The sequence below is a fragment of the uncultured Roseibium sp. genome (assembly GCF_947496995.1).
Classification (GTDB): domain Bacteria; phylum Pseudomonadota; class Alphaproteobacteria; order Rhizobiales; family Stappiaceae; genus Roseibium.
Genome location: NZ_CANMFD010000005.1, coordinates 13,345 through 25,796 on the forward strand (window position 1 = coordinate 13,345; position 12,452 = coordinate 25,796).

The 12,452-nt window shown below is 61.3% G+C and carries 12 protein-coding genes; 8 read left to right on the forward strand and 4 right to left on the reverse strand.

Features of this window, described 5'->3' with window-relative positions; genetic code table 11:
- The first annotated feature begins 22 nt into the window (after positions 1-22).
- The 4 genes from argH to Q1B40_RS19050 all read left to right on the forward strand — a co-directional run bounded on the left by argH (position 23) and on the right by Q1B40_RS19050 (position 5,755).
- Complete coding sequence (argH, locus tag Q1B40_RS19035; protein WP_299817832.1) at positions 23-1,408, forward strand: argininosuccinate lyase; 1,386 nt, start codon at positions 23-25, stop codon at positions 1,406-1,408.
- A 117-nt stretch (positions 1,409-1,525) separates the two neighbouring features.
- Positions 1,526-1,717 carry a lipoprotein gene (locus tag Q1B40_RS19040; protein ID WP_299817835.1) on the forward strand — a complete coding sequence of 64 codons (192 nt, stop codon included), beginning with the start codon at positions 1,526-1,528 and terminating at the stop codon, positions 1,715-1,717.
- Positions 1,718-1,761: 44 nt separating this feature from the next.
- Entirely contained in the window at positions 1,762-3,036 is a 1,275-nt protein-coding gene (gene lysA / locus Q1B40_RS19045; protein ID WP_299817838.1) for a diaminopimelate decarboxylase, read from the forward strand.
- Between the two features lie 136 nt (positions 3,037-3,172).
- Entirely contained in the window at positions 3,173-5,755 is a 2,583-nt protein-coding gene (locus Q1B40_RS19050) for a TIGR02302 family protein (RefSeq protein ID WP_299817841.1), read from the forward strand.
- 151 nt (positions 5,756-5,906) lie between these two features.
- On the opposite strand, the gene Q1B40_RS19055 is transcribed toward Q1B40_RS19050, so the two are convergent.
- Genes Q1B40_RS19055 through Q1B40_RS19065 form a run of 3 tightly spaced genes read right to left on the reverse strand, consistent with a single transcriptional unit; the run spans position 5,907 to position 7,818 of the window.
- Positions 5,907-6,302, reverse strand: a complete 396-nt coding sequence (locus Q1B40_RS19055) for a response regulator (RefSeq protein WP_299817844.1) — start codon at positions 6,300-6,302, stop codon at positions 5,907-5,909.
- Positions 6,303-6,304: 2 nt separating this feature from the next.
- A complete protein-coding gene (hpt, locus tag Q1B40_RS19060; RefSeq protein ID WP_299817847.1) occupies positions 6,305-6,868 on the reverse strand; it encodes a hypoxanthine phosphoribosyltransferase in 564 nt (187 codons plus the stop codon).
- A gap of 2 nt (positions 6,869-6,870) precedes the next feature.
- The gene (locus tag Q1B40_RS19065) at positions 6,871-7,818 is read right to left on the reverse strand and encodes a zinc-ribbon domain-containing protein (RefSeq protein WP_299817850.1); all 948 of its coding nucleotides are present in this window, start codon (positions 7,816-7,818) and stop codon (positions 6,871-6,873) included.
- 589 nt (positions 7,819-8,407) lie between these two features.
- On the opposite strand from Q1B40_RS19065, the gene ftsE reads away from it, so the two are divergent.
- The 4 genes from ftsE to Q1B40_RS19085 all read left to right on the forward strand — a co-directional run bounded on the left by ftsE (position 8,408) and on the right by Q1B40_RS19085 (position 11,914).
- A complete protein-coding gene (ftsE, locus tag Q1B40_RS19070) occupies positions 8,408-9,067 on the forward strand; it encodes a cell division ATP-binding protein FtsE (protein ID WP_068408339.1) in 660 nt (219 codons plus the stop codon).
- Between the two features lie 7 nt (positions 9,068-9,074).
- Entirely contained in the window at positions 9,075-10,115 is a 1,041-nt protein-coding gene (locus tag Q1B40_RS19075; protein WP_299817856.1) for an ABC transporter permease, read from the forward strand.
- 217 nt (positions 10,116-10,332) lie between these two features.
- Positions 10,333-11,061 carry a YdcF family protein gene (locus Q1B40_RS19080; RefSeq protein ID WP_299817859.1) on the forward strand — a complete coding sequence of 243 codons (729 nt, stop codon included), beginning with the start codon at positions 10,333-10,335 and terminating at the stop codon, positions 11,059-11,061.
- A 76-nt stretch (positions 11,062-11,137) separates the two neighbouring features.
- Positions 11,138-11,914 carry a 1-acyl-sn-glycerol-3-phosphate acyltransferase gene (locus Q1B40_RS19085; RefSeq protein WP_299817861.1) on the forward strand — a complete coding sequence of 259 codons (777 nt, stop codon included), beginning with the start codon at positions 11,138-11,140 and terminating at the stop codon, positions 11,912-11,914.
- Here the strand turns inward: Q1B40_RS19085 and Q1B40_RS19090 are convergent.
- Positions 11,911-12,441: a gamma-glutamylcyclotransferase gene (locus Q1B40_RS19090; protein ID WP_299817864.1), complete on the reverse strand. Its 531-nt coding sequence runs from the start codon at positions 12,439-12,441 to the stop codon at positions 11,911-11,913. The genes Q1B40_RS19085 and Q1B40_RS19090 overlap by 4 nt on opposite strands.
- Between the last annotated feature and the right edge of the window lie 11 nt (positions 12,442-12,452).

Below are 12,452 nucleotides of genomic sequence, written 5' to 3' on the forward strand. Positions count from 1 at the left end.
GGCGCCTCTTAAGGGACAGGACATGAGCAATCGCATGTGGGGAGGCCGGTTCGCAGAAGGACCGGACGCCATCATGGAGGAGATCAACGCCTCCATCGACTATGACCGGAAACTATATAAGCAAGACATCGACGGCTCGAAAGCCCATGTGCGCATGCTCGCCGAAAAAGACATCGTCACGCAGGACGATGCAGACAAGATCGTTCAAGGTCTAGACACAATCCTGTCAGAGATCGAAAGCGGCAAGTTCGTCTTCTCCCGGGCGCTGGAAGACATCCACATGAACATCGAGGCCCGGCTTGCCGAACTGGTTGGCCCTGCGGCCGGACGCCTGCACACCGCGCGCTCCAGAAACGACCAGGTCGCCACGGACTTCCGCCTCTGGGTGCGTGACACGCTGGATACTCTGGACGACCAGCTCAGTGAACTGATGCAGGTGCTCGCCGAAAAGGCGGAAACCCATGCGGGCGACGTCATGCCCGGTTTCACGCATCTTCAATCGGCCCAGCCGGTGACCTTCGGGCATCATCTGCTTGCCTATGTGGAGATGTTCTCCCGAGACCGCGGCCGCGTCCGCGATGCGCGCAAGCGCATGAACGAAAGCCCGCTCGGCGCGGCCGCACTGGCCGGCACGTCCTTTCCGATCGACCGGAAGATGACGGCCGAGGCCCTCGGGTTCGACCGGCCTGCCGCAAACTCGCTGGACGCAGTCTCGGACCGGGACTTTGTCATCGAGGCGCTCGCCGCAGCGTCCCTTGCCGCGATGCATCTTTCCCGCCTTGCCGAGGAGATCGTCATCTGGTGCTCGGCGCAGTTCGGGTTCGTCAAACTGTCGGACAAGTTCTCGACCGGCTCTTCCATCATGCCGCAGAAGAAGAACCCGGACGCGGCGGAGCTCGTGCGTGCCAAGACCGGCCGGATCTACGGTTCTCTTCAGGCGCTGCTGGTGATGATGAAGGGCCTGCCGCTCGCTTATTCCAAGGACATGCAGGAAGACAAGGAGCAGGCGTTCGACGGTCTTGCCAGCATCTCCCTGGCGCTTGCGGCCATGACAGGCATGGTACGGGATCTGGAGCCGGTGACGAAAGTCATGAAAAAGGCCGCCGGATCCGGCTATTCTACCGCGACGGATCTCGCCGACTGGCTAGTGCGGGTGCTTGGCCTGCCCTTCAGGGATGCCCATCATGTGACCGGGCGGATCGTGGCCCTGGCCGTTGAACGCAATATCGAGCTGCACAAGATCCCTCTGGAAGACATGCAGTCGGTGGAGCCGAAGATCAGCGCGGAAATTTTCTCGGTGCTTTCCGTCGACAAGTCGGTCCGCAGCCGCACAAGTTACGGCGGAACCTCGCCTGTAAATGTGCGCAAACAGGCGCGCCGCTGGCTGAAAGAGCTGTCCAGGGGGTGAGCAGCGTTCAATCTTGGCATGCGAAGGCGGTGTGAGCTTGCCGAATTCGGTCTGTCATGCGAGGAGAGAACCTGTAAGGGTTTTGCGAAAAGGGCACGGATGGTCATGAAATCCCGATTGAAAATTCTGACACTGCTCGGCCTTTGCCTGGGCCTGACCCTGGCCGGTTGTGGACGCAAGGGGTCTCTGGATAACCCGGGCGCTCCCGCTCCGTCGCAAGGTGCTGCCGTCGATCCGGCGGCCGCCGCCGTCCAGCCGCAGAAACCGGAAAGCGACGAGCCGTTCTTTCTGGACTTTCTGATCAATTAAGGCCGCCTGCACCGTCAGCGCCTCCACCCGCATGAGGGCACCCCTTGCATCACTTCGCCTATAAAAACGGAGAGCTGTTTGCCGAAGACGTGGCGATCGAAGAGATCGCCCGTGAGGTCGGCACGCCGTTCTATTGCTATTCCACGGCGACCTTGACCCGGCATTATCAGGTCTTTGCATCCGCATTCGACGATATCCCGTCGCTGGTCTGCTATGCCATGAAGGCCAATTCGAACCAGGCGGTACTGAAGACGCTGGCAGACCTCGGCGCAGGCATGGACGTCGTGTCCGAAGGCGAGCTGCGCCGGGCGCGGGCTGCGGGTGTGCCCGCCGACAAGATCGTTTTTTCAGGGGTCGGCAAGACCGAGGCGGAGCAGGCTCTCGCGCTTGAAGAGGACATCCTCTGCTTCAATGTCGAATCCGAACCTGAATTGCGGCAACTGTCGCGGGTCGCCAGCGAAATGGGAAAGAACGCGCGTGTTTCCGTGCGCATCAATCCGGACGTGGATGCCAGGACCCATGCCAAGATCGCGACCGGCAAGGCAGAGAACAAGTTCGGCATTCCCTGGCAGCGGGCGCGTGAGGTTTATGCCGAAGCCGCCGCTTTGCCGGGTCTGAAGGTTACCGGCATAGATATGCATATCGGTTCGCAGATCACGGAGCTGGAACCGTTCGACCAGGCGTTCGCCCGGCTGGGGGACCTGATTTCGGGCCTGCGGGCCGAAGGTCACCAGATCGATCACGTCGACCTCGGCGGCGGGCTCGGCATTCCCTATGTCACCGACAACGCTCCGCCGCCGGACCCGGGCGCCTATGCGCAGGTGGTCAAGAAGCACGTGCGGGAGCTGGATTGCAGGGTGATGTTCGAACCGGGCCGCATGATCGCGGGCAACGCCGGCATTCTGGTGACCAGCGTCATCTACGTGAAGGACGGCGCGGACAAGACGTTCGTGATCGTCGACGGTGCGATGAACGATCTCATCCGCCCGACACTTTACGAAGCCTATCACGAGGTCCGCCCGGTCCGCGAAAACGTCGGTGAAAGCGGCCGAATCAAGGCGGATATCGTCGGTCCCGTGTGCGAAACAGGTGATTTTCTTGCCCAGAACCGGGACATGGCGCGAGTGAATGCTGGGGATATGTTGGCGGTCTATTCCGCCGGCGCCTACGGTGCCGTGCAGTCCAGCACCTATAATTCCCGATTGCTGGTGCCGGAAGTCCTCGTAAACGCTGATCAATTTGCGATCGTGCGGCCGAGGACCACTTACGAGGACCTGCTCGACCTTGACCGTATTCCCGACTGGCTCAAGGGTTCGTGACCGAAACTTCCGACAATTAGTTGATTGTACAGGTTGCCGCAAAGGCCTCTTTGCCTCACCTTGATAAGAGGTGGGCAGGTCCTGCGCTGCGCCTTACGGGGCAGTAGCATTTGCGGGATATGAACCGGAGGTGCTCTTGAGCCCGAATGACAGCCAGCAGGATATCAACCGACCGGTAACGCCCGGATCGAACGAGCGCCGGAGTTTCATCGAAACCCGCCTTGAGAAGCTTGTCCGTTTCAGTCGGCAGGCTCTGTTCCTGGAACGCTTCTGGCGCGCGCTGCTGCCGGTACTGGTGGTCGCCGGTATCTTCGTCGGTCTGTCGTGGCTTGGCCTCTGGCTGATGCTGCCCGCCTGGGCGGGACCGGTGGGCGTGATCCTTTTTGCGCTCGCGGCGATCTGGGCGGCAAGAGGCCTGTTCAGGCTTGCCTGGCCGACACGCGATGAGGCGCTGACCCGCGTCGAGAAATCTTCCGGCTATGCACACCGGCCGCTGACCACTCTTGAAGACGACCTTTCGGTCGGAGCTGGAAACCCGGAAAGCCAGGCTATCTGGGCGCTGCATCTGCGCCGCACGGCGGACGCGGTCGCCGCGATCCGTTCGAAGGCGCCGGATCCGCAGGCCTACCGCCGGGACCCCTGGGCGTTCCGCGTGCTGGCGGCCAGCCTGCTCATCATCGGGTTTTCCACCGCGAGCGGTGATCGCCTGACCCGTCTCGGGTCCGCATTTCAAAACCCGTTCAACACCACCGAAGCGCCGAGCCGGCTCGACGCCTGGGTAACCCCTCCTCTGTATACCAGCGAAGCGCCGATCTATCTTACCGGAGAGAGCGCGCAGCTCCGCGAGCCCGGAGCGCCCGTCTCCGTTCCGGAGGGATCGATTCTCGTCGTCAGGTCACAGGGCGCGCGCCAACTTTCGATGACCTTTGCCGGAGCCGATGATGCGGAACCCCGGGTGATAGAACCGGAAGAGACAGCTGCAACCGAGGATCCGGCCCTCAACAAGCTCCTGCCGGTCGAGCGGCGCCTCGAACTGGAAACCACGGGGATCGTCGAGCTTTTGAACGGCGACGAGCCGATGATGAGCTTCGTGTTCGCGGTCCGCCCGGACCATGCGCCGGAAATCCGGCTTACGGACGATCCGGAAGAACAGCTCAGCGGAGCTTTGAAATTTTCCTATCTCGTGAAGGACGATTACGGCGTCGTGGCCGCGGAAGGACGCATCTCGCCGTTGCCGAATGTGGATCATGGAAACCGGGTGGCGCGGCCGCTTGTCGATGCTCCGGTCTTCCCCTTGTCTCTTCCGCCGCGGGCGGGCACCGCCAAGACGGCGGAAACCATCCGCGACCTGACTTCGCATCCCTGGGCGGGTGCCGAAGTCGACCTGACCTTGATGGCACGGGACCAGGCAGAGCAGGAGGGATTGTCTCCCGCCTACAGGATAACTCTCCCGCAGCGCCGTTTCGGCAAGCCGCTGGCACGCGCGGTTGTCGAACAGCGCCGCAATCTGGCGCTCGACGCGCAAAGTCATCCGCAGATCATCACGGCTTTCGACGCATTGCTGCTCGCGCCGGAAACCTTCGATTACAAGGCGCGCGACTATCTCGGCATGCGATACGCCTATGGCGAGCTGACAAGCGCGCGAACGGATGAAGAGCTGAAGGCGCTGTTGCCGCTTCTGTGGGACCTTGCGCTATCCATTGAGGATGGAGACCTCTCGGAGGCCGAACGCAAGCTGAGGGACGCGCAGGAGGCCTTGCGCAAGGCTCTGGAAGAGGGGGCGAGTGACGAGGAGATCGCCAAGCTGACCCAGGACGTCCGCGAAGCCCTCCAGGAATTCATGCAGGCACTTGCCGAACAGATGCGGCAGAACCCTCAGGCGATGCAGAACTTCGAGAGCAACCAGCAGACACTCAGTCAGGACGATCTGAGCGAGATGCTGGACAGGATCGAGGAACTGGCACGCACGGGCTCTCGGGACGCGGCCCGCGAGCTTCTGGCACAGATGCAGCGGATGCTGGAAAACCTGCAGGCCGGCCGGCCGCAGATGACGCCGAACGCCATGTCGAGCGAAATGATGGAAATGCTCAACCAGCTTGGCGAGATGATCCAGCAGCAACAGCAGCTGATGGACGAGACGCACAAGTTCAATCAGGATCAGCAGCAACAAGGGCAGCGCCAGCCCGGTCAGCAGGGCGAGGGACAACAGGGCCAGGGGCAGCAGCTGACCATGGAACAGCTGGAACAGATGATGCAGCAGCTTCAGCAGGGCCAGGGTGACCTTGCGCAGCAACTCGAGCAGCTGATGGAGCAACTCGGCCAGAACGGCATGGGGCAGAATGAAGCGCTGGGCCAGGCAGGCGATTCCATGGGCGAGGCGCAGGACTCGCTCGGACAGGGTCAGGGCCAGCAGGCTGTCGGCCAGCAGGGCAATGCCCTGGACGCGCTGCGGCGCGGGGCGCAGAGCCTGAGCGAACAGATGATGGGGCAAGGCGAAGGGATGGGCTCTCCGAACGGCCCCTCTCCGCTTGACGAAGACCCGCTCGGCCGTCCGCGCCGCACCGAAGGCCCGGATTTCAACAACCGGGTGCGCATTCCCGATGAAATCGACGTCCAGAGGGCCAGACGGATCCTAGAGGAACTGCGCCGCCGCTTTTCAGATCCCTCGCGGCCGAAGCTGGAACTGGATTATCTGGAACGGTTGTTGAAGCGGTACTGACGCAATCCCGAGTGTCCAAAGAGCTTGTGCCACCGGACGTTCGCCGGTTCTGGAGAACGTCGGATAGCCGCGCTACGTCTTTGCAATAAAAAACCCGCCGGAACAGACTTGCTCAGGCGGGATCAATTTTCGTGGCAGCCCGGTCCGGGCGTCAGGCGTAGCGGCGGGCCTCGCTTACCGTTTCTCCCGCGATGGCGTGGCGTACGGCCTTGCGGATATCGGCGAGGGAAAACGGCTTGGTGACCACGTCATGAACCAGTGCGTCTAGGCCGTTCGCCCGTTCTCTCTGGTCTGCGAAACCGGTCATCAGCAGGATAGGCATGCGCGGGTAGTCGCGCGCGGCCTGCAGCGCAAGCGCTATGCCGTCCATGACGGGCATCTTGATGTCGGAAAGCAGGAGGTCGTAACCACCCTTGTCGCGGGTGAGGATTTCCACCGCTTCGCCGCCGTCTTCAGCCGCTTCGACGCTGTGCCCGTCGAGTTCCAGGGCACGCTTCACGAAGCTGCGGACCGCTTCATCGTCTTCCGTAAGAAGAATGCGAGCCATGCTCACTCTCCTGTCTTTCCGTCTGCTGGCGCCTCGTCCGAGGCCACGACGTATCCAATATAGGGCAACTGCCGCCAAGCGTGACCCATATCCATACCATATCCGACGACGAACTTATCTGGACAGGCAAAACCGACATAGTCGGCAGATATGGCAGCTTTACGGCGCTCCGGTTTGTCCAGCAAAGCTGCGATTTTTACCGAGCGGGCCCCGCGGTTCATGAGCCGCTCCCTGGCAAAAGCGAGTGTGCGGCCTGATTCGAGGATATCATCCACCAAAATGATATCGCGGTCGTTAACGTCACTTTCGACATCGCGCAAAATCCGGATGGAGTCCGAGCCTTCCGTTCCGGCGCCGTAGGACGACAGATGGATGAATTCCATTTCCGGCTCCAGGCCCGCCCGGTGCATGGCGCGGACAAGATCGGCGGCGAAGATGAAGCTGCCCTTGAGAACGGCGACGACCAGCAGGTCTTTCGCGTGTCCTTCGGCGATTTCCTCCGCGAGCGAGGCGACCCGCACGGCGATGGCGTCTTCATCGAACAAGGTGAGAATATCGGTTGTCATGGTCACTCGAGAACTATTTGCTTGTTGCCGCGGTCTACAAACCGGACCTGAATATCCGTCGCCCCTGTGGGCGGGTCGGAAAGGATGGTTCTGAACCTGGTTTCATCAAGGGCGTTAAGGGATCTGGTGCGGGGCTCCACGGTCCAGGCGTAAACTTCCTGCAGATCGCCGCTGCGAATGGCCAGCCGGATTGCGGGAACCACGTTGGTCTCGTCAAGAATGTTGCGGATCGAACCCTCGACGACCAGCACGCGATTGCCGTCCTCGACTTCGGTAAAGGTCCTGAGGTTCCTGAATTCCAGACCGCGCAGGTTGACGTCGAAACCGATCATCTGGAACAGGCTGGCAAGATCCGGCGATTGCTTGACGATATTGTCCCGCATCAGCACGAACAGGATGCAGGCAACCAGGGCGAAGCCGAACAGAGCCAATCCACCCAGGCGCCGGAAGTTGCGCCGGAAGAGCCAGTTGATCACGGCGCTTATGTGATCGCGGCGAAACTTGTTCGGGTTGACGATGATCTTGGGACGCTTGGCAAGCGATTCAATATCTTCGGCCCCGGTCTCCTCCTCCTCGCGCAGGTCCTCGGCGAACTTGCCTTCGTCGGATGTGGGGGGAGGCACCGGTGCCGGTGAAGGCGGTGCGATATCGAGAGGATCGTCCTCATCCGCGTCAGGCCCGTCCGCGTCTTCCTCAAGAGCGGCGGCGCCAGTATCTTCTTCGGCGTCGGCAGTCCAGTCGGCTTCCTCGGCGGCTTCGTCTACGTCTTCCTTGGCGGCAGCTATTCCGGGCTCTTCCGCGGTTTCGAAGTCAACCTCGCCTTCCTCGACATCGGACGAGACAAACCAGCGATTTCCGCATTTGGCGCATTTCACGCTGCGCCCTTCCGAGCCGAGCGCTTCGGCCTTGATCTCGTAGGACGTGCTGCAGTCCGGACATGTGATCTTCATCGGCGAAGACCTTTCGTCATGGCTTGCTCAAACGGTTCGTTCATCAACTTCACATGCTTCATGCAATTCACGGAAAAGCAGGTTGATCGCTCTCAAGTGCGGGAACATCCTGTTACAGTCCACCAGATCGCAACCGCGTCAGGTTAACGGTTATCATGATTGGGCCGCGGATCGGTCTTCAATTGAAGAAAAGCACAGGAAAGTGCGGCTCCTGCCCGGTATTTTTGACGGTGCCGTGGTACGGAGACGGCAAACGCCTGTCGAACGAAGCGCCAGGTCCATTGCCGATGCGAAATCGCGGTGGCCGGCACGACCGTTCACGGGATGCGCATGGTGATCTATGGCTTGCATGGTCTTTCCGCGCGCTCCTCAAACAGGTTCTGTTTCATGCGGCGGCGCTCTCCCTCGTCTTGTCAGGGCGGTCTTGTGAGGGCGGTCCGGCCGGCGAAGGTCGCCTTCCGGCAGGAAATACTGGACAAAGACCGGCAAATCCCGTGACGGGGTTTCAGCTGTCCAATGGACCTTTATATGATTAATGCAGCGTTAACGCGCAGGACGTAGCGTCTGTCCATCAACAGGAGTCGCACTTGTGATCCGCTTCGAAAATGTCGGATTGAGATATGGGATGGGTCCCGAAATCCTGCAGGATCTGACATTTCAGATCGAACAGCAGTCGTTTCAGTTCCTGACCGGTCCTTCCGGGGCGGGAAAAACCAGCCTGATCAGACTTCTGTTCATGTCGCTGCGGCCGACGCGCGGCCTGATCAAGGTGTTCAACCGCGACCTGAGCATCATCGAGAAGCAGGAACTGCCCGCGCTGCGGCGCAAGATCGGGGTGGTTTTCCAGGACTTCCGTCTGCTGAACCATCTGACGACCTACGAAAATGTCGCTCTGCCGCTCCGGGTGGGCGGCAAGGAGGAGAGCGAGTACCGGTCCGACGTGATCGATCTCCTCAAGTGGGTGGGGCTGGGTGAGCGCATGCACGTCCTACCGCCGGTCCTGTCGGGAGGGGAAAAGCAGCGTGCGGCCATCGCCCGAGCCTTGATTACCCGGCCCGAGGTGCTGCTGGCGGACGAGCCCACGGGAAATGTCGATCCACCGCTGGCGCGACGGTTGTTGCGTCTTTTCATCGAATTGAACAAACTCGGCACCTCCGTCGTGATCGCGACGCACGACATCACTCTTCTGGAACAGGTTGATGCCAGACGCATGGTTCTGACGGACGGGCGTCTCGCTATCTTTGACTAGGCAGGAAATGGCACAGCCGGACGAAACAAAAAAGCGCCGGGCGAGCGCTGCGGACGTCAAGTCGCCGCGCCGCAAGGAACGGCCGAAACGTCCGAAGCGCAAGGCGTCACCGCGACCGAAGGATCCGGATGGGAGTGATGACGCGCGGCTTCGCCCGGCCGCTGCGATCGTTCCGCCGCAATCGGTCGCCGGACGGGCGCTGACCCTCGTCGTCGCCATCATGAGCTTTCTCGCCTGCCTGACTGTCGGCGGGGTGTCCGTCGTCTGGGATGCCGCGGATGCCTGGCAAAACGATCTGGTGCGCGAAATCACCATCCAGATCCGCCCGACGGAAGGTGTCGAGATGCTGCGCGAGATCGACAAGGCGGTCGCCCTGGCGCAGGAGTTTCCGGGCATCGATTCGGTCCGGGCCCTGTCGGATGCGGAGACCAAGGCTCTTCTCGAGCCCTGGCTGGGGGAAGGCCTGCAGCTCGACGGCCTGCCGGTGCCCCGGCTTATCCAGATCAACGTCGGCGACCCGGCAGAGTTGAACCTGGAACAGCTCAAGGAAACGGTGAGCCGCAATGTGACGGGGGCGAGTGTCGACGATCATTCGATCTGGACCTCACGTCTTTCAGCCATGGCGGGTGCGGTGGTGGCGGCCGGTATCGCCATCATGATCCTCGTCCTCAGCTCGATGGTGCTCAGTGTCGTCTTCGCCACGCAGTCGGCCATGGCGGGCAACAAGGATGTGGTTTCCGTGCTGCATTTCGTAGGAGCGGAAGACAGCTTCATCGCACGGGAGTTTCAGAGGCACTTCCTGATGCTCGGGCTGAAGGGCGGCGTGTCGGGAGGCGTTGCCGCGATTGTCTGTTTCGTCGCCCTGGACATGTTCACCCGGGAAGGGTCGGGGCAGGCCGGCTCCGATCAGATGTCGGCGCTATTCGGCGGCGTCTCCGTCAGCCTGCCGGGGTACTTCGGCGTCTTCGGTGTCGTTTTTCTCGTCGCCATCTTGACCGCGCTCACCTCGGGTCTTGCGGTCAAGGCGCATCTGGCCAAGGTGGATTGATCCTGGGCGGCGGGGAAAACCGGTTTTCGGCCGGAAATCCCGAGGGGAATGCGGGTTTCATGGCTCGCAACGCTTCCATTGCGCTGGAAAACCGGCCAACATTGCTTGCGCTTTCGTCCAGTTCGGAAACGGGCGCGACTTGCAGCAGGCGAATCGCTGATGCATCAATACCGGGCGATGCCGTGAAATTGGCCGAATCACTTATCATAGTTGCGTGATGATACATGCCGACACAGCCATAGACCCCGCTTTGGACGATGGTGTTTCCATCGTCGCGGAACGTCGTGCGTCCGCATCGAAGGGCGTGGCTTCTGACGGGAAGGCCGAGATGCAGCTTGCTGGCAGGCGCAAGAGGCGGTTCGGGCTGCGCGTGTTGGCCGTCGCCCTGGTGACGGCCCTGCTGACCGGGACAGTCGTCCATTTCGCGCTTTTCGCCAACAGGATCGCCGGTGCTCAGGTTCCGCATACGGCGAACGCCGATGCAATCGTCGTTCTAACGGGCGGACACGCAAGGGTAAACGAGGCGGTTCGTCTTCTGGAGGAAGGCCGCGCCAGCCGGCTGCTGATTTCCGGCGTTCATCCGGGGACGACCCGCGAGCAGCTTGCCGCCGTCACGTCCTCGCCCATGCCGCTGAAGAAGAGCACGGTCGAGCTGGACAGGGTTGCGCTCAATACCGCCGGAAATGCAACGGAAACGGCAAGCTGGGTTCGGAAAAACGGGTTTTCCTCGCTTCTCGTCGTGACCAGCGCCTATCACCTGCCGCGGGCGAAGGTGGAATTGTCCGGTGCGCTGCCGAAAGTCGACCTCATCGCCTATCCGGTCTTTTCCAAGGATCTGAAACTGGAGAAATGGTACAGGGAACCGGCGACGATCCGGCTTCTCATGCGCGAGTATGTGAAGTATATGGTCGCGAGACTCCGGTTAACCCTGCAGGGCGTGAGCTGACAGCCGTCGGACCGCAGTTCCGGCTCTGTTTCGGGACATCTTGCCCTGAGCTGACCGTTCCAGTAATTCAGGTGCCATGATTCTTCTGCGCTCCACCCTTTTCCAGATCCTTTTCTACGTTCTCAATCTGGTTCTGATGATCCTGTTTTCGCCTGTCCTGCTGCTGCCGCGCAAATGGGGCTGGTGGGTCGTGCCGGTCTGGTCGAAAGCCCTGCAGCTCCTGATGCGCCTCGTCGCCGGCATCAAGGTGGAGCTGCGCGGCCGGGAAAACCTTCCGCAAGGCGGGTTCATTGCAGCGTTGAAACATCAGTCCGCCTGGGAAACGGTTGCGCTCATTCCGCTCTTTTCCAGCCCCACTTTCATTCTCAAGCGCGAATTGCGCTGGATACCGATTTTCGGCTGGTACACTGCGAAATACCGGCAGATTGCCATCAACCGCGGCAAACGTTCGGAAGCCCTGGCGGCGATGATGCTGGCGGCCAAACAGGCCATCGCGGAAGGTCGGCAAATCCTGATATTTCCGGAGGGCACCCGCCGTCCGGCCGGGGCGGAACCCAAATACAAGTTCGGCATTGCCCATCTCTACCGGGATCTGAAGTGTCCGGTCGTGCCGATTGCCCATAATGCAGGACTTTACTGGCCGCGATCATCCTGGAGGGTCTATCCGGGAACGGTGATTGTCGAAATCCTGCCGCAGATCGAGCCCGGGCTCCCGGCCGATGTCTTCCAGACGCGGATGGTGGAGGAGATTGAAACGGCAAGCGACCGTCTGATCGAGGAGGCACGGCGGGAACCAACCCCGTCGCCGGTGCTGGAACAGGCGGACAGGCTCAGGCAGGCCCGCGCAACTTAAGTCTCCGATGCGCCGCTCAACCGGGCCGCCAGCGAAGCCAGAGCGGTGTCGGTGATGCCCAACTCCTCGAGGTGGGCGGCGGTGTTGAGAACGTATTCCGGATTTGCACCGGATTGTCCGACCGCACCGGTGACGATCCCCAGCTGCTCTTCCAGCGGCAGGGCGCCGGCATATTGCGGATGACCGTGGTCGACCATGTAGACGAGCGCTTCCACCTTTTCGCCGCTCACCAGCTCGACCGGATGCCAATGCTCCTTGTAAACCATCGTGGCCTGCTCGCGGGCACGCAGATAATCGAGCGTTTGCGGCCAGATGTCGGCGGAAACCTGATAGGCCTTGCCGTGGCAGGCGCCGCCATTGTCGAGGCCGAAGACAAGCCCCGGCCGTTCCTGGGTGCCACGGTGAACCCAGGAATACACACACAGCGACCGATGAGCTCCCCTCAGGAGCGCCTGTTCGGTGCGCAGGTGATCAAATCCCGGATTCCACATCAATGACCCGTAGCCAAATACCCAAAAATCGCTCATATCGTCCTGTC